Genomic DNA, 17,418 nt, shown 5'->3' on the forward strand with positions numbered 1-17,418 from the left:
GCTGTCCTTCGCTCCGGCCCGTGTCGCTGTGAACTCGCGACCCGTTGCCGTCATGCGCAGGGCGACTCCATAAGTCCGGTGGACACCGCCATCGCGGGACACTTCGTCGCGCGGGGAAGCGCAGTCGCGCTCCCCGCGCGATTCTTTTCCATGCACCGCGGAAACCTCGTGAACCTGCTCCTGATCGGCGGCGACGAAACCGACCGCCTCGAAGTCGCGACCCGCTTTCATCACGAGAGCCGGCTCGGTCGCGGCCCGCTGATTTCAGCGCGGGCACCCGAGGATTCGCCGCGGCTCGGCCGCGCGATCCTGCGCGCGCTTCATCGCGGCATTCCGCGCCCCGACGACGTGCTCCATGCGTCGGAGGGCGGCACGCTGTTCCTCGATCGCCTCGACCTGCTGGGGCGCGACGAACAGCGCCTGTTGCTCGAATTTCTCACGCGCGGCCGCGCCGACTATTCGCCGGAATACGGCTGGGCCGGCCGGCTGGCCGCCGGCAGTGCCTGCGATCTCGAGACGCTCTGCGCCGAAGGCCGCTTCCTTCCCGCACTGCTGGACGCGCTCGACAAGATTCGCATCGACCTCCGGATCCTCTGCTGACATGTCCGCGACCCGGCGAGACGGAATGTTCCGAGTGCTGCTGATCAGCCTCGCTCCGCGCGCTCACGCGCAGTTGATCCGCTCATACGAAAGAACTGGTGCCGTCGTGCTCACCGCATCCGACCCGGCGCGCGCGGTTTCGCTGCTGCGCTGGTCCCCCGAGGTGGTGCTGGTGGACCTGGCACTGGGAGCCGGGCTCACGCCGCCGCTGGTCGCGGCGCTGAACTCGGGCCGCGGGCGGTCCTTCATGGTCGTTCTTCACGGAGGCCGCCTCGAGGATGGGGCCGACGAGGCCGACAATCTGAGCCCCGACGGGTTCTGTCGCGCGACGGATCTGATACTTCCGCACGGCCGTCTGATTCAGGGCGGGGCGGGCGCCCACCCCCACACCGTGCACTAGCGGGCACCCGCACATCGCGCGTTCCGCGCGATTCCATCACCTCCGCATTGACGCGGTTCAATCGAGAGTTCTAAAGTCGTTCGGCTCCACTTGCCGAAACCAAGGAGGGTTCGGCCGACAGCACCTTTTCGAGGCATCTTGAGGAGGCGAAATGTCTTTCTCCGCACGGCGCTGCGCCGGGATTTTCATCCTGGCCACGCTGGCAGCGCTGCCGGCCATGACGGCCGGCGACGCCCACGCGACCACCACCACGGTCAAGATCGGTTCGAGCCCTTCGTCCACGACCACGAAGCATCGCTCGCACCATTCGCGGCGCGCCCGCCGGGCGCCGCCCGGGGGTGTTTACGCGCGCAATGCGGTCGTATTCGACCCGGCCACCGGCGAGGTGCTCTACGAGAAGAACGCGGCCCTGTCGGTGCCGATTGCGAGCATCACCAAGCTGATGACGGCCATGGTGTTCCTCGAGCAGAAGCCGGATTTCGACCGCGAAGTCGAGGTCACCCAGGCCGAGCTGAGCGGCGGCGGGCACACTCAGCTCCGGAATCACGAGCGCGTCGCGCTCGGCGATCTGCTGCACATGAGCCTGATGTGCTCCGACAACGTCGCGACCCGCGTGATCGTTCGCGAGTCGGGCCTCGACATGGAGGACTTCCTCGCGCGCATGAACCAGAAGGCCCTGGAGCTGGGCCTCACGCATTCGCGCTTCGTCGAGATCACCGGGCTCGATCAACGCAACGTATCGACCGCGACCGACGTCGCGCGTCTGCTGCAGGCGGCCGCCAGCCAGAATCTGGTGCGCGACATCACCACCACGCCGAGCTACGAGTTCCGTTCGTCACGTCGCGACCATTTGATCTCGAATACCAATCGCCTGCTCTACGGCCGCTATGAAATCCTCGGCGGCAAGACCGGCTTCATCAGCGAGGCCGGCTACTGCCTCGCCACCTGGGTGCGCACGCAGGGCCGCGAGTTCATCGCGGTCGTGCTGGGCGCGCCGACCAACGCGACGCGCTTCGCCGACGTGGTTCGGCTGATTCAGCGAACGACTTCGCCGACCGTCGCCTCCACCAACTCCTGACGAGTCCGCGGTGACCCACCGCGAGCGGCTCGCCGCCGTCCTGAGCGGCGCGGCGGCCGGCGCGGCGGGCGGGCTGTTCGGCGTGGGGGGCGGCATCGTGCTGGTGCCGGTCCTGGCAGGACCCTTCCGGCTCACCCAGCACCAGGCCCACGGCACCTCGGTCGCGACCATCGGCGCGGCCGCGCTCGCGTCACTCTTGGTCTACGGAGCGTTTGCGCGCGTCGCCTGGGGCACGGCGCTGATCGTGGCGGTGGGCAGCGTGGTCAGCGCGCGATATGGCGCGCGTCTCGCCTCCCGCACCTCGCCCGTGAGCCTGAGGCGTGCCTTCGCGGTCTTCCTCGCGCTGGTCGGCATCCGTCTGCTCTGGCACACACCGGCCCCGGCGCCGGCCCACGCCCTGTCGGGACCCTGGATCATCGCGCTCGAGATCGTTCTCGGGATCGCCGTCGGCGTCCTCGCCGGCTACATGGGGGTCGGGGGCGGATTGCTCGCAGTCCCAGCCTTCACGCTCCTGCTCGGCATGGCCCAGCAGGTGGCCCAGGGCACCTCGCTCGCCGTGATTCTTGCCACCGCCCCGGCCAGCACCCTCGAGCACGCGCGGCACGGAAACGTGGTCTGGCGGCTCGTCCCCCTGCTGGCGGTTGGGGCCGCTGTCGGCGCCCCGCTGTCCTCCTGGCTGGCGCAGCTGCTACCCCACGCGCGTCTCAGCCAGGCCTTCGCCATCTTCGTGCTGGTCAACGCCCTGATGATCTGGCGAAGGGCTTCCGCCCGCCCGCGGCCTGCTGTGCCAGGCTGAGTAGGACCAGCCGATCCTCCCGATTTGGCCCTACATCGCGACCGTCGCATTTACACTGAGTTCAGAATTCGGTCTTGCTGCTGTAACGGAAACGACTTACACTTCTATTGGCGTTCGATTGAATTGTTGCCAGCGAGCAACGACATCGGAGTTGCCCGTTCTCCGATACGGGCTTGATCCGGGGCGTCCCGACGATCCCCCCTCGGCGAACCAGACGCCGGAGCAGGGGCGCCGCAACGCACGACCGCATCACCGCGCAGCCAAGGAGACCCCGTCATGCGGAAAACTGTTATCGCGCTTCTCGCTCTTGCCTCGACCGCGGCGTTCCTCGCCGCTCCCGCCTCGGCGACTGTTCTGCTGAGCGAAGGCTTCGCCTACTCCGACGGAAATCTCGTTCCGAACGGTGGCTGGGCCACGCACAGCGGCGCGGGAGGCATCGACATTCAGGTGGTCTCGAGCCGGGCCGTCGGCAACATGAACAACGCGCCGGACGACAATCGTTCGTTCACCGCGCAGCCGACCACCGCCCCGACCTATGCCTGCTTCGAAGTCACGATCCCGAATCCCAACGGCTCGCCGCATCCGAACTACTTCGCGCACCTCAAGGACACCGGCACCAGCAACTTCTTCGCGCGCGTCTACGTGGTGCCGGTTGGCGCGTCGGGCTTCACGTTCGGGCTGACGTTCGGAGCCACTTCGGCGACGGTCGCGCCGGTGCCCTGGTCGGCTTCGTCGCTCAACTACGACACGCCCTACCAGATCGTGATCAAGTACGATCCGGCCTCCGTGACCGCGACGATGTGGGTCAATCCGGCCTCCGAGGCGAGCCCGAGCATTTCGCACACCGGCACCGGCTCGGGGATTTCGATCTCGTCGTTCGCGCTGCGCCAGAGCGCCTCGGCGCCGACGCTCCCCTCCGGCTACCCGGCCGGCTCGGTGTGGTGGACCTACTCGGTGGACAATGTCGGCGCCGGCACGACCTTCGACGACGCCTGCTACCAGGCCACGCCGACCAAGGGCTCGACCTGGGGCGAGATCAAGTCGATCTACCGTTAGTCGAACTTTCCAGCGTCATCGTCGTGGCCATCCTCGTTCACGAGGGTGGCCGCCTCGTTTTGAGACGGTCGGCCGGTCGCCGCCGCTCTCACCCTAAAATTACCCTCGCTCTGTTAAGCGATTGGGCTGTCTCGCGGAGGGGCCGATCATTCCGACTCGGCCCACCGGTCTTCACGCTTTGGTCAACCGATTGAGTGCGTGTCACTTGACCCATGATCGGTGCCCGGCGGGAAATTTCCCGAGCCCCGGCCGGGCATTTGCTTATCGCAATGCGTGAGGGCGGCCCGCTCCTCGCCCCTCTCCGGTCCGGAAGTCTCAAGGCACTACTCTCGACAGCTCAGCGGAGGTCCGCCATGGCGCGCCCCATTCGGCCAAGTCTCCTGCGCGGCCGCAAGGCCGGCCGAGCCTTGCGCGCGAGCGCGGCCGCCCCGGCGATTTCGGCCGAGCGGATTCGCGCCGACGTGCCTCCGGCGGCCACCGTCAACACGCTGCCGGCCGAAGTGACGCGCCAGGCCCAGCGCGAAATGGACCGGCTGCGGCGACTTCCTCCCGGAACGCCGGAAGCGGGCCAGGTGCGCGCCTATCTCCAGTGGCTCTGGGGCCTGCCCTGGGAGCGGAGCGCTCCCGAAGACGCCGACCTTCGCAAGGTTCAGCGCGTGCTGGCTCGCGAGCCGCTCGCGCTCGACAAGGCCAAGCAGCGCGTCGTCGAGTACCTGGCGGTCCGCCAGCTCAAGCCCGATCTGCCCGGCCCGGCGATCTGTCTGGTCGGACCTCCGGGCACCGGCAAGTCCACGCTCGGCGCGATCGTCGCCCAGGCGCTCGGCCGGCCGTTCGTCCGCATCAGCGTCTCGGGCACCAGCGACGCCAGCGAGCTGGTCGGTGTGAGTCGTTCGCTGCCCGGCGCGCAACCCGGGAAGATCGTGCAGGCGGTCCGCGAAGCCGGCGCCCGCAACCCGGTGCTGATGATCGACGGCGTGGATCGATTGATCGGCGAGGGCGGCCTCGGCGTCACCGAGGTGCTTCTCGAGCTGCTCGATCCGGATTCGAGCGCGCATTTTGCCGATCAGTACATCGGGCTGCCGATCGATCTCTCGCACACGATGCTGCTGTTGTGCGCGAACACGATCGAGATGGTGCCGGATCCGCTGCTCGAGCGGCTCGAAGTCATCGAGATCCCGGGCTATAGCGAGGAGGAGAAGCTCACCATCGCCCGCCGGTTCCTGCTTCCGCGCGCGCTCAAGGATCATGGCCTCACCGCTCGCGACCTGGAGATCGGCGACGAGACCTTCCGCGCGATGGTGCGCCACTACACCCTGGAGGCCGGCGTACGCGGGCTGTCCCGCCAGATCGCCACCGTCTGCCGCAAGGTCGCGCACGCGCGCGCCACCGGCACCCGCCGCAAGCACGTGGTTTCGCCCGAGACGCTCGAGACCTATCTCGGCCATCGGCTCTACACCCCGGAAGTGGTCGGCAAGCACGACGAGGTCGGCGTCGCCGCCGGGCTCGCCTGGACCGCCGCCGGCGGCGAAGTCCTGATCGTCGAGGCGCTCAAGATGCCGGGCGCGGGGCGCGTGGTCACCACCGGTCAGCTCGGCGAGGTGATGAAGGAATCGGTGCAGGCGGCGCACTCGTACGTGCGCTCTCGCGCCGACGTCCTCGAGATCGACCCCGAGGCGTTTTCGGCCTTCGACATCCACGTCCACTTTCCGGCCGCCGGTGTGCCCAAGGATGGCCCTTCGGCGGGGATCACGGTGGGCCTGGTGATCGCTTCGGTGCTGAGCGAGCGGCCGATCCGCCACGACGTGGCGATGAGCGGCGAGGTGAGCCTGCGAGGCCGCGTGCTGCAGGTGGGCGGCCTGCGGGAAAAGGCGCTGGCGGCCTATCGCGCCGGCTTCAAGACCATGCTGTTCCCGGCCGTCAACCTCAAGGATCTCGATGAGGTGCCGGCCGATGTGCGCGAGCGCCTCGAGTTGATCCCGGTCGACACCATGGACGAGGTCTTCGCGATCGCTCTGCATCGAGTGATCGTGCCGCAGCGCATCGGGGGGAACTTCGTGATCGAGGTCGACTCGGACGTATCGTCCGAGAGCGAGTCGGCCGAGGACCGGTCCGAATCGCGCGCCGCCCGCGGCCCGAATCGCGAGAACCGTTAGGCGCGCGGTCGCGCCACCCGTGGCCGGTCAGCGCGCGCCGGGCTCGCTGTCCTCCACGTCTTCATCGCGCACCACGCCGCCGCTTTCCAGCGCGCTCAGATAGTCGGCGATCAGGGCGCGGGCTTCACTGGCCTCGGCGTGCGCGACCATAATCTCGCCCCATGCCGACGTGGACCAGTCGCGCCGCACCGAGCCGTAGCCCGGCAGCGTCGCGCTCCTCAGCACCGCAGCAATTCCGTGATTCTCGAGCATGCCGCAGAGCAGCGCGCCCGCCGCGGCATCGGGCACGCGATGAATCGCCTCGGGCTCGCCGGGCTCGCCCTCCACCGGAGGCTCGGAACTCAGTACCACGCGACAGCGCGGGCAGGCGACCACCGCCGGCGGGTACGCGGTGTGACACTCCGGACACCAGCCCATGTTTCGCCTCAGCTCCTCGCGCCCGCCGAGGCGGTCACGTGCTCGCGCAGCCGCCTCGCCGCCTCGATCACGTCCTCGCGGCGGGTCGCGGTCGAGATCCGCACCCAGTCGGCGTAGTCGGCGCCGAACGCGGTGCCCGGCAGCACCGCGACCCCGATTCCCAGCCATTCGCGTACCAGATCCCACACGTCGCGTCCGGCGCGCGCCCCCGAGATGTTCGCGAACGCGTAGAACGCGCCCCTGGGCTTTGGCACCACGATCGCACTCTGGCCGGCGAGTCCCGCGAGCAACAGGTCCCGCCGCTCCTGATAGGCGCGCCGCATGGTTTCTACCGCGTCCTGCGGTCCTTGCACGGCGGCCAGCGCCGCGCGCTGAACCGAGGGGAAGACGCCATGCGTGGTGTAGAACGAGAGCATCGGCCCCATCACGGGCCGGAGCGGCGGCGGCGATACCACGTAACCCACGCGCCAGCCGGTCATCGCGTAGCTCTTCGAGAACGTGTAGACGCTCACCGTACGCTCGGCCATTCCGGGAAGCGACGCGAGGCTCACGTGGCGCGCGCCGTCGAACAACAGATGCTCGTAGGCCTCGTCGCTCACCACCCAGAGGTCGCGCTCGCGCGCTACTTCGGCCACCGCCGACAGCATTGCCGCCGACAGCACCACGCCGGTCGGATTGTTGGGCGTGTTGAGGTAGATCCCGCGCGTCTCCGGCTTCAACGCGGCGCGCAGGCGCGCGGCGAGCCCGGCCGGCTCTTCCGGTCCCGACGGAAGCTCGAGATACGCGGGAAAGGTGCGCATGCGCGCGCCATGGGCCATGGCCACCAGCTTTGGAATCGCCATCCAGTGCGGAGAGAACACCAGCAGCTCGTCGCCCGGCGCGAGCAGCGCCTGGAATGCGATGAACAGGCCGTGAGTGCCGCCGAGCGTCATCACGATGTCGTCCGGTTCGCACGCGATCCCGTTTTCGCGACGCAACTTGTCGACCAGCGCCTCGCGCAGCGCGAGCGTCCCGCGAGCGTCCGGGTAGTGGGTTTCGCCGTCGCGAGCCGCGCGAGCCAGCGCTTCGACGATGTGCGGCGGGGTGTCGAAATCGGGCTCGCCGCGCTCGAGATGGAAAACGCGCTCGCCGGCCTGTTCGCGCGCGCGGGCCTCGCTCATCACGCGTCCGAGCTCGGACGTCATTCGCACCAGCGGGCGATCAGCGATCAATTGAGGCATTCGAGGCTCCGGTCCAGGGGGCAGGAACGAGCTTGGCGTCCTTACTCTAACACGCGCCACGACCCGTGCATTCCGCATCGCCGACCGGGCACAGCGCTTGCCTTCACCGGTGGACCACTGACGAACCACTCGGATGGGGGGAACCGCATCGTGTCCAAATTCGACCTCCGCGACATCTCGGATCGACTCACGGCCTCCCGCAGCACCGAGGCCGTCGTCTTCGAGTTCCTCGGCTATCTGCAGGCGCTGCGCAGCGATTGGAGCGCCACTCTCGCGTTCTACGAGGTGAGCCGCGACGCCCTGGTGTGCGTCTACGAGCGCCAGCGCAATCGGCTGATCCGGAAGGACATCCTGCAGCCCGTCGACCGGCTGCCGGCGCGGCTCGTGCGAAAGTTCTTCCACCCCAGTGCATTTTTCAATCACGCCGACCGTCGCACTCTGCTCTCTCAGCTGTTCCACACCGCCCCCAGCTACGAACCCGATCCCACCGAGGTCCCGATGCTGAGCGGCCTGCTGGCGCACGGCCACCACGTGAGCGTGCTCTGCCTGCCGCTGACCGACCACGAAGACATGCTCGGGATGCTCATGATCTCGAGCGACCGGCGGAACGCGTTCGGGGGACGCACCGTCTCCGAGATTCTTCCGGTCAAGAGCCTGGCGGCGCTCGCGCTCAGCCAGCATCTCCATCGCGCCGCTCGCGACAACGGGACTCCGGCGCCCGACGCCGAGGTTCATTCGGAGGCCGCGCACCAGTTCCAGGCTCACATTCAGCACCTCACCAGCAAGGCGGCCTCGCTCGAGGCCGAGAACCAGAGCAAGAGCCAGCAGCTCGACGCGCTCGCGGGCGAGATCGAGAAGCTCGACAAGAGCTCGAGCCAGTACCGGCAGGAGCTCGAGCGCGTGAAGGGCCAGCTGTTCGCGCTCGAGGAGCAGTCGGCGGCGGCCACGCAGCACCTGACCGAGGCCTATTCCGAGCTGAGCTCCACCCGGCTGCGCGCGCAGGAGCAGCATCTCACCATCGGCTTCCTGAAGGACGTCTTCCAGGTGCTCGCTCAGCAGCACGATCAGCAGGAGTTCTCGCGAACGCTGGTGACATGGTTCTGCGAGCACTTCGGCGTCGAGCGCTGCAGCCTGATGCTGCTCGACGATTCTCGAGAGACGCTCCACATCGCTGCACACCGCGGCATCGCCGCCGAAGTCGCGGACCAGGTTCGGGTGCGCATCGGCCAGGGCGTGGCCGGCTGGGTCGCGCACAATCGCAAGCCGTTGTTCGTGAGAGTGAAGGACGATGCTCACGAGGTGGGTCACACCGGCCACGAGGCCTACAATTCGGACTCGTTCATCTGCGTGCCCCTGATCTACAACGGGCGCGTCTGCGGCGTGCTCAACCTGAGCAACAAGCGCGACGGCGAGGCCTTCGAGGAAGTGGACCTCGACCGCGCCAGCATGGCGGGCGCGCTGCTGGCCATGACGCTCGGTCAGCTCGAGTCCGCGCGGCGCTCGGCGTCGTGGGCCTGACCGCGGTCCGCTAGCGCCTCGCCTTCGCGCTCGCCTGCCGGCGGCGCGCGTGCGCCTCGAGCCGCTTGGTCTGCGCTCGAAACTCGTCGAGCGCCTGCCGGTGCGCTTCGAATGCGATCGCCGTGGGCAGCTTGGCCAGCGGATAGAAGCGCGCGGCGGTCGCGTCGTCGCCCGGCTCGAGCTCGCCTCCCGCACGGTCCGCGGTGTAGAGGATGAGGATCGCGCGTACCCGCGGGTCGTCGAACCCGGCGTAGACGCCGAATAGTCCGGTAAGCGTGGCGCTGAGACCGGTCTCTTCCCTGAGCTCGCGCACCGCGGTGTGCTCCGGGGTCTCGCCGGCCTCCATGAATCCGGCCGGCAGACACCAGGTGCCGGCCCGGGGCGCGAACTTGCGCTTCACCAGCAGCACGCTCGCGCCCTCGGTGAGGATCACGCCGGCGGCCGGGACTGGATTGCGGTAGTGGATGAAGCCGCAGCGCGGGCAGGTCGGCCGTGCGGTGCCATGATCGTCGCGGTCTTCGAGCGGCGTGGCACAGCGCGGGCAGAAGCGCATGTTTTCCGTGGACAGGGTCATGGAGACGGAGCCTAGCGTCTCGCGGGAGAAAAGTTGAGCCCGGTCGTCCTCATGAAACGACCGGGCTCATTCGCTCACCGCCGCACGGAGGGAGCGCCGCGCTGCTCCTTCCCGGCCGTTCATCGCCCCTTGCGAACATCTCGGAATCGCGGACGGGTCGGACGGCGCTCCCTTTGTGCGGAGGCACGGCCCGCCCCGTAGGGGGGCGGGGTGCTAGTGATTCTTGTCCTCCAACTGCTGCTTCAGATCCTTGATCTGATCGCGCAGTTCCTGCATTTCGCGTCGCAGATCGTCGTCGTCGTGCGACGAGCTCGGACTGCGCGTCTCGTACCGGTAGGTGCGCGGCCCGAGTTGCCCGTCTTCAAGCGTGGCGTCCACAGTGCGCTTTGCACCCTTGCGCACCAGGGTGATCGTGACCTTTCCCTCTTCGTCGCGCAGCGCGCGAACCAGGTCGTCCGAATCCTCGACATCCTGGTTGTCGACGCGAGTGATCACGTCACCGGCCTTGATTCCGGCTTTCTCGGCGGGCGTGTCCTTCAGCACCTCCAGGACCAGCGCACCCTTGGCATTCGTACCCCCGAAGTATCCGGAAAGGTCCGAATTCATGGATGCGGTCCGAATGCCGAGCCGGCCGCGACCGAAAAACATCATTCGTGGCATGGCGCCGAGCCCGTCCAGGTGACGCAATCCTTCGAGTCCGGGGATCTCCTCGTCGTCCGGACTGACTTCTTTGCCATTTCTCCACACGCGCACGTGCGTGTTGGAACGCGACCAGTCTCCGCGATCCTCGTCGTCCAGTGAGTCGGGGCGCGCCGCGAGCCTGACGCTCATGTTCTGAATTGAGCCCCGCCGAACCACCCGCAGCGAGGCGGTCGTGCCGACCCCGGCAGTGGACACGGCGTCGGCGAGGGCCGACGGTGAATCCACCGAGTGGTCATTGATGCTGATGATCACGTCGCCCTTGCGCAGGCCCGCCTTCTCCGCGGGGCTGCCGGTGACCACGCGATTCACCAGTACGCCGTCGTTCTTGATGTCGAGCGCGTCGCGCAGCTCGTCGGACAGCTCTTGGGTCGTGACTCCGAGCCAGGCTTTCGGCGCGGGTGCGGCGAGGACGGGAGAAGCGAGCAACAAGAGAAAAAGACCGATCAGCCCCGAAGTGGAGCTTCGGACGACGCTGCGCATGGCCAGGACCCCCTGTGATAGCCTGAGTTCGCTTCGCTCCTCAGGCTCGGGCGTCCTGAGGTACCACCTGAGACGCTGCGCAGTTCCCAAGAGTTGCCCGCGCCGGTCCCGGGTTCTCCCGCTCATGCAAGTCAACGAGCTGTTAACGCTTGAGGTTACCGACCTCGCGCTGGGCGGCAAGGCCCTGTCGCGGGTCGACGGCCGGGTGGTGTTCGTGGATCGCGGCCTTCCCGGGGACCGGATCGAGGCTCGGATTTCGCGGGCCAAACGAAGCTTCGCCGAGGCCCGCCTCGAACGAATCACCACCCCTTCGGCGCTCCGGGTCGCTCCGCGCTGCCCACACACCGCGATCTGCGGTGGATGCCGCATGCAGGAGTTGGAGTACGCCGAGCAGCTCCGGATCAAGCACGCGCAGGTGATCGAAGCGCTGCGCCACCTGGGCGGGATTGCCGAACCACCGGTGCGCGCCATCGTCGCGGCGCCCGATCTCTTCCACTACCGTAACAAGATGGAGTTCAGCTTCGACGAAGACGCCGGGGGACGTCCGGTGCTCGGGCTCCACCAGCGCGGCACCTACGATCGCATCTTCGCGCTCGAGGACTGCGTGCTGCCGAGCGTGCTCACCGTGGAGATCGTTCGTCTGACGCAATCGTTCGCGAGCGAACACGGCTGGCGCGGCTACCGGCCCGGCGCCCACGTCGGAGTGGCGCGCTTTCTGTCGGTCCGCCACCTGCCGATCACCGATCAGTGCGCGGTCCTGCTCATCGCCACGCGCGAGCTGCCCGGGCTCGAGGACTGGGCCAGGCGCGTGGCGGCGCTGTCGCCTGCGGTCAAATCGGTGTCGCTCGGCATCAACGCGTCGCGCGCCAACATCGCGTTCGCGGAATCGGAGCAGTTGCTGGTCGGCGACGGCACGATCGTCGAGCGGCTGCTCGGCCTCGAGTTCTCGGCGGGCTCCAACTCCTTTTTGCAGACCAACAGCCGCCAGGCCGAAGCGCTCTACGCGGCCGCCCTCGACGCGGGCGGCGTGAGCCGCGACGACGTGGTGCTCGATCTGTACTGCGGCACCGGCACGCTCACGCTGCTGTTCGCACGAGTCGCGCGCGAGGCAGTCGGCGTCGAGAGCGTGGCCGAAGCGGTCGAACGCGCGCGCGCCAACGCCGCGCACAACCGCATGTCGAACGCACGATTCGTGGCCGGCGAAGCGCGGCCCGTGCTGCGAGCCTGGGCGCGCGGTGAGCGCGCCGACGCGCCGGCCGCGAGCGTGGTGGTGGTGGATCCGCCGCGCGCCGGGCTCCATCCGCGGGTGGTGGCTCGCACCTGCGAACTCAGGCCGCGTCGCATCGTGTACGTGAGCTGCAACCCGGCGACGCTGGCGCGTGACCTCAAGGACTTCGCGGCCGGCGGGTACACCCTGCGCGAGCTCACGCCCTTCGACATGTTCCCGCATACGCCGCACATCGAGTGCGTGGCGCGGCTCGAGTCCTGACCCTCGGCTGACATGCGGCGTGAAGCGCGTGTGCTACGCTCGCCGGTCATGCTGAGGCTCAGGGGCTCGATTCTGCTGCTGTCGCTGACCGCGCTCGCCGCGCCGGCGCTGGCGGCCGTCCGGCTGGATCCGCTGCAGAACGACTACGCGCAATATCTGGTCTATTCGGGGACGCGGCTGCTGGGCACCGAGAAGATCTCGCTCGAGCCGGCCGGCGACTCGGTGTCGGTGTTCTCCAACGTCGACGAGATCATCCCGACGGCCGATGGCGACCAGAAACTGGTGAAGAAGGTGCAGATGGAGATGAAGGCGCTCGACTACGACCTGCTCGGCTACAGCTCGGAGCAGCACTTTCTGAACAAGAAGCTGTTGCGTGGCGTGGTGATGGTCGACACGGTGTTCTCGACCTACCGTGAGCTCGAGGGCCATGGCTCCGGCGACAGTTTCGTTCGCCCGCCCGGCCGGATGTTCGTCGTGGACAGTCAGGCGTTCGTGCTCTTCGACGTCATGCTGCGCAGCTTGCACGGCAAGCCCACCGACCCGCGGACGCTTCCCGTGCTCATCCTTGGCGAGCCGCGCGACACCGTCCTTCAGATCACTCTCAGTCCCGAACCCAAGGACGAGCCGCTCGCCTGGGGCAAGGGGAGCATCAGCACCCGGCGCTACACCATCACCGACGGCAGCAATGAATTCCTGGCCTGGATCGACGCGAAGGGCCGGATGGTGAAGCTCGAGCAGCCGGCGAGTGGCCTGCGCGTGATCCGCGACCCCAAGCCGCTCCCGGAGGTCCGGCCGGCCGGCAAGTCCTCGAGCACGAAGTCCCCGGCCGCTAAGCCTTCGTCCGCGGCGAAGCCGCCGACCTCTCACTGAGCCACTCGAGCAGCAGTCTTACGCCGAACCCGGTCGGTCCGCGGCCTTCGTGGGGGCGCTCCACTGGCGACCACGCGGTGCTGGCGATGTCGAGATGCGCCCAGCGCATGCCGCGCGCAAAGCGCTTGAGGAACACCGCGGCGACGTTGGCGCCGCCTTCCTTCTGCCCCGACGAATTCACCAGGTCGGCGGTGTCGCTCTTGAGATCGGCGGCGAACTCGTCCCAGGCCGGCATGCGCCACAGGCGCTCGCCCGCGCGCGTGCCGGCCGCGCTGAGCTCGGCCGCCAGCGCGTCGTCGTCGGTGTAGAGCCCGGCGGCCAGAAACCCAAGCGCGATCGAGATCGCGCCGGTCAGGGTGGCGAGATCCACCACGGTATCGGGCTCGAAGCGCCGCGCGTAGCCCAGCGCGTCGGCGAGCACCAGCCGGCCTTCGGCGTCGGTATTGGTGATCTCGATAGTGGTGCCGTCCAGCGCGCGCAGCACGTCGCCGGGCTTGTAGGCGCGCCCGCCCGGCATGTTCTCGGCACTCGCCAGAAGACCGATCACGCGGCGCCCGGGCGCGATCGTCGGCAGCGCCGAGAAGGCGCCGATCACCGCGGCGGCGCCCGACATGTCGTATTTCATCTTGTGCATGTTCTCGCGCGGCTTGAGCGAGATACCGCCAGTGTCGAAGGTGATGCCCTTGCCGATGATCACGATCGGGGGCTCGGCCGAAGCGCGGGCGCGTTTCGCGCGCGAACCGGCTGCCGCGCGGGGGTCGTAGTCGAGCACCACGAATCGCGGCGGGTGGACGCTGCCGCGCCCCACCGCCAGCAGCGCGCCCATGCCGAGGCGCTCCATCTGCGGCACGCCCATCACTTCGACGCGCGCCCCGATCGAGCGGCCGACTTCGGCGGCGCGCTCGGCCAGTCGCTCGGGCACCAGATCCTGGCCGGGCGTACTGGCCAGATCGCGCGCCAGACACGCGGCCTCGGCCCACGCGGCCCCGCGTTTCGCGGCGCCCGACAGCGCGGGCACGCGCGCGGCGTCGCGCTCGAGCAGCTCGACGCGCTGGAGCGGCGCCGGCACGCGCTCGGTGCGGTAGGCCTCGAACCGCCAGTGGCCGAGCACCGCACCCTCGGCGCTCGCCTGCGCCGCGCGGGCCGAGTCGAGTCCGCCGCGGCCGGCACCTATGGCGACCGTGGCCAGAGTGCGCGCGCCGAGATCGCGGGCGCGCCGTGCGGCGATCGCGGTGAGCTGGCGCGCTCGATGCGCGGTGAACTCGCCCGGCCTGCCCATGCCGAGCACGAGCACTCGACGCGGCCGCCGGCCGCCGGCGTAGAGCAGCGCCGACTCGAGCCAGCGACCGCGGAAGTCGCCGCTCTTCAGCAGGGTGCGAATCGCGCCACGACTCGCGCGGTCGACCGCGGCGGCGGCGCCGTTCAGCTGGCGCTCGTTCTCGAAGATTCCGACCGCCACCAGTCCCGCCGCGCGAGTAGCCAGATCGCCTCGCCGAACTTCGACGTCCATGGGCAGCCTCCTTGAGGAAGAATCAACGCACCCATCGGCGCCGCACACTACTGGAAGGGCAATGCGACCGAAACCCGGGTGGCGACCGGTGCGGACCGGTCGCCGCGAGCCGGGTAGGGCTTGATCCACGCGGCTGGATCGTGGTATTGGCAGAGGCCGGAGGACAGGATGTCCCCGCCGCCGAAGCCCGCTTCGCGCGTCGGCCGGATGGCCGGAACCAGGAGGACCCCATGCGTCAACTCAGATTCTTGTCGGGCGTGGCTCTGCTGCTTGCGATCGCCAGCACGAGCTGCGCGAAGAAGACTCAGCAGGCTTCGGAATCCGCCGGTGACAGCCTGCTGGCGTCGAGCCCGGTCGAGTCACCGCAGGGCAACATGACGCCGACTCAGGACTATCAGCAGCAGCCCACGTCGCAGCCGGAGTCCCCGCCGGCGCCGACTCAGAAGCCCGCGAAAACCAGCGCCAAGCCCGCCTCCTCGACGCCGAGCCACGCGGTCGCGCCGGCTCATCCGGGCGTGGAGATCCCGGCGGGCACCGGAATCCTGATCGCGATCGACGCCGAGATGACATCGGAGAAGGCCCAGGTCGGCGATGCGTGGAGCGGCAAGGTGATCTCGCCGGTGGTGCTCGGCACCGCCGCGCCTATCCCTTCGGGCAGCACCGTGAAGGGCGTGGTCAAGGCGGTGAAGCCGGCGGTCAAAGGTGATCGCGCGATGCTGCAGCTCTCGATCACTTCGGTCGAGGTTCAGGGCCAGTCGCACGCGATCAGCGCGAGCACCGAGGAGATGATCGCGGGTTCGACGCGTGCTCGGAACGTCGGAACCGTCGCCGGCGGCGCAGCGGCCGGCGCGCTCATCGGCAAGGCGGTCGGCGGCGGCAGGGGCGCTCTGATCGGCGGCCTGCTGGGCGCCGCCGGAGCGACCGGCGCGGTCGCGACCACCAAGGGCTATCAGATGGTGCTCAAGGCCGGGGACTCGCTGCACGTCGTGGTGGATGAACCGGTGACCTTCAAGGAATAGTCAGATCGAACTCTGCGCGACGACGCGCGGACGGGGCGGGGCCGGCAAGGCCCCGCCGCTTTCTTTCATACCGGAGTGTTCAACTCGGCCACGCGATGTGGCCCGCCCGGTACAAGGCGGCGCGCGCGCTCACCCGAGCCTTTGTTGAGCCCTCACGAGTTAGAGCCGCGCCCCGCGTGGCACGCGCTCTGCTCTTGCGCGCACGTCCCCTCGCGCTCTGCCCCGCTCACTTGCCGGCCGCTCCGGCAACTCGACATCGGAGGACCTTCACGTGCACAAGACTTCGTCAAGACTTGGCGTCGTGCTCCTGCTCCTGGCCGGCGCTCTCGCTGGCTGCAGCAAGAGCAATTCACCGTCGAGCAGCATCACCGATCCGACCGGTGGATCCTCGAGCGGCGCGTCGCTCGAGCAGTCGAATGTGACCTCGGCGATGTCCGGCACGCCCGAGTTGATCGAGGACGGAATCGCCGAGAGCGCGGATCAGACCGATCTCAGCGGCGCCGACGCGATGGGCGCCACGATCGACGCGACTCGCCCGATCATCTTCTTCCGCAAGATCAACAGCGTGAACCGGCGATTCGAATTCGCGTTCTCGGACACCGACAGCACCGGACGTCCTACCTCCGTCGCGGTCGGTATCTTCAAGACCCTCAAGGGCACCTTCAATATTCTCGAGCGCACGGTGCCCGATAGCACGCCTCCCGATACCACTCCCCCTCCGAGCTCGGGTTCCATCGGCATGCGGCCGCATCCGGGCCTTCCCGATTCGACGCTGCACCTGGTGAGCAAGCCGCTGGAAGATCACTGGGAGCGGCATCTGCTGCTGAAGCGGGTCCACATCAATGGTCGCGACAGCAAGGGCTTCACCTTCTGGCGGGTCGCCGCGACTTCGGGCGTGAAGGTCACCTCTGCCGGAGCCACCACTCAGATCATGAGCCTGCGGATCCAGTCGGGCGATCTCGACACGACGATCACCGATCCGCTCGCCTTGTTCCGGCTGCGCCGAGTCTTGCGGCTGACCGCCGGCTCGATGGTGACGCTGACCGCGACTACCGGACGCAACGACGACGTCGTGGTGTTGAACTACTGGCAGCTGCGCCGCAAGTTCCACAACAATGGCGATAACACCTACACCGCTCAGGTGCGCGCGGGATGGCTGGGAGGCTGCAATCACTTCGGCGTGAACGCGCTCTCGCACGGCACGCTGTTCGACGACGCAGCGGCTTACGACTCGCAGGCGTGGATTCTGCCCTACGTCGTGGAGCCGACCGAGCTCGCCGAGTTCATGCCGTAGCGTCCGGCCAGGCGCGCAACGGCAGCGGAGCGGCCCACCTCGCGGTGGGCCGTTTCGTTTCGTTGTGTGGCGGAGAATGTTGATGGCCGGGATCGTGCAGGGCGATCCCGGCCATGGACCTCTCCGGCGATTCGTTCAAGCCACCCTTCTGCCCCAGGCCGTGGTGTCGCTTCCACTTGAGCCCCTCGGGCTGGCGCTGGGTCCGCTTCGGCTCCTTCACCCGCCAGTGTCTACCCCGTTGC

16 protein-coding genes are annotated in these 17,418 nt (G+C 68.4%); 11 read left to right on the plus strand and 5 right to left on the minus strand.

The features are described from left to right. Positions 1-168: 168 nt before the first annotated feature. From VMJ70_12710 to VMJ70_12735, 6 genes are all read left to right on the plus strand, one after another. Positions 169-600: a hypothetical protein gene (locus VMJ70_12710; protein ID HTO91985.1), complete on the plus strand. Its 432-nt coding sequence runs from the start codon at positions 169-171 to the stop codon at positions 598-600. Positions 601-625: 25 nt separating this feature from the next. Further along, on the plus strand, positions 626-1,000 hold the full coding sequence (locus VMJ70_12715) for a hypothetical protein (protein ID HTO91986.1): 375 nt from the start codon (positions 626-628) through the stop codon (positions 998-1,000). 151 nt (positions 1,001-1,151) lie between these two features. Next, the gene (locus VMJ70_12720; protein ID HTO91987.1) at positions 1,152-2,078 is read left to right on the plus strand and encodes a serine hydrolase; all 927 of its coding nucleotides are present in this window, start codon (positions 1,152-1,154) and stop codon (positions 2,076-2,078) included. 10 nt (positions 2,079-2,088) lie between these two features. Further along, positions 2,089-2,874: a sulfite exporter TauE/SafE family protein gene (locus tag VMJ70_12725; protein ID HTO91988.1), complete on the plus strand. Its 786-nt coding sequence runs from the start codon at positions 2,089-2,091 to the stop codon at positions 2,872-2,874. Between the two features lie 276 nt (positions 2,875-3,150). Next, a complete protein-coding gene (locus VMJ70_12730; GenBank protein HTO91989.1) occupies positions 3,151-3,930 on the plus strand; it encodes a hypothetical protein in 780 nt (259 codons plus the stop codon). A 353-nt stretch (positions 3,931-4,283) separates the two neighbouring features. Next, a complete protein-coding gene (locus tag VMJ70_12735) occupies positions 4,284-6,083 on the plus strand; it encodes a S16 family serine protease (GenBank protein HTO91990.1) in 1,800 nt (599 codons plus the stop codon). Between the two features lie 27 nt (positions 6,084-6,110). Here VMJ70_12735 and VMJ70_12740 read toward each other — a convergent pair whose 3' ends face one another. Both VMJ70_12740 and VMJ70_12745 read right to left on the minus strand, forming a co-directional pair. Next, positions 6,111-6,500, minus strand: coding sequence for a hypothetical protein (locus tag VMJ70_12740; GenBank protein HTO91991.1), 390 nt, complete (start codon positions 6,498-6,500; stop codon positions 6,111-6,113). An 8-nt stretch (positions 6,501-6,508) separates the two neighbouring features. Then, entirely contained in the window at positions 6,509-7,720 is a 1,212-nt protein-coding gene (locus VMJ70_12745) for an aminotransferase class I/II-fold pyridoxal phosphate-dependent enzyme (GenBank protein HTO91992.1), read from the minus strand. A 150-nt stretch (positions 7,721-7,870) separates the two neighbouring features. On the opposite strand from VMJ70_12745, the gene VMJ70_12750 reads away from it, so the two are divergent. Then, positions 7,871-9,238, plus strand: a complete 1,368-nt coding sequence (locus tag VMJ70_12750; protein ID HTO91993.1) for a GAF domain-containing protein — start codon at positions 7,871-7,873, stop codon at positions 9,236-9,238. Between the two features lie 10 nt (positions 9,239-9,248). On the opposite strand, the gene VMJ70_12755 is transcribed toward VMJ70_12750, so the two are convergent. Both VMJ70_12755 and VMJ70_12760 read right to left on the minus strand, forming a co-directional pair. Beyond that, the gene (locus tag VMJ70_12755; protein HTO91994.1) at positions 9,249-9,812 is read right to left on the minus strand and encodes an NUDIX hydrolase; all 564 of its coding nucleotides are present in this window, start codon (positions 9,810-9,812) and stop codon (positions 9,249-9,251) included. A 213-nt stretch (positions 9,813-10,025) separates the two neighbouring features. Then, complete coding sequence (locus VMJ70_12760; protein ID HTO91995.1) at positions 10,026-10,994, minus strand: PDZ domain-containing protein; 969 nt, start codon at positions 10,992-10,994, stop codon at positions 10,026-10,028. A 124-nt stretch (positions 10,995-11,118) separates the two neighbouring features. Between VMJ70_12760 and rlmD the strand changes: the two genes are divergently transcribed. Together rlmD and VMJ70_12770 are read left to right on the plus strand one after the other, a co-directional pair. After that, on the plus strand, positions 11,119-12,483 hold the full coding sequence (gene rlmD, locus VMJ70_12765; protein HTO91996.1) for a 23S rRNA (uracil(1939)-C(5))-methyltransferase RlmD: 1,365 nt from the start codon (positions 11,119-11,121) through the stop codon (positions 12,481-12,483). Between the two features lie 48 nt (positions 12,484-12,531). Then, positions 12,532-13,353 carry a hypothetical protein gene (locus VMJ70_12770; protein HTO91997.1) on the plus strand — a complete coding sequence of 274 codons (822 nt, stop codon included), beginning with the start codon at positions 12,532-12,534 and terminating at the stop codon, positions 13,351-13,353. Here VMJ70_12770 and VMJ70_12775 read toward each other — a convergent pair. Next, positions 13,313-14,863 (minus strand): leucyl aminopeptidase, encoded by a 1,551-nt coding sequence (locus VMJ70_12775; protein HTO91998.1) that lies wholly within the window; start codon positions 14,861-14,863, stop codon positions 13,313-13,315. The genes VMJ70_12770 and VMJ70_12775 overlap by 41 nt on opposite strands. Before the next feature lie 230 nt (positions 14,864-15,093). On the opposite strand from VMJ70_12775, the gene VMJ70_12780 reads away from it, so the two are divergent. Further along, entirely contained in the window at positions 15,094-15,882 is a 789-nt protein-coding gene (locus tag VMJ70_12780) for a hypothetical protein (protein ID HTO91999.1), read from the plus strand. A gap of 271 nt (positions 15,883-16,153) precedes the next feature. Then, a complete protein-coding gene (locus VMJ70_12785; GenBank protein ID HTO92000.1) occupies positions 16,154-17,176 on the plus strand; it encodes a hypothetical protein in 1,023 nt (340 codons plus the stop codon). The last annotated feature ends 242 nt before the right edge of the window (positions 17,177-17,418 follow it).

This window comes from Candidatus Sulfotelmatobacter sp., from assembly GCA_035498555.1.
Classification (GTDB): Bacteria; Eisenbacteria; RBG-16-71-46; order RBG-16-71-46; family RBG-16-71-46; genus DATKAB01.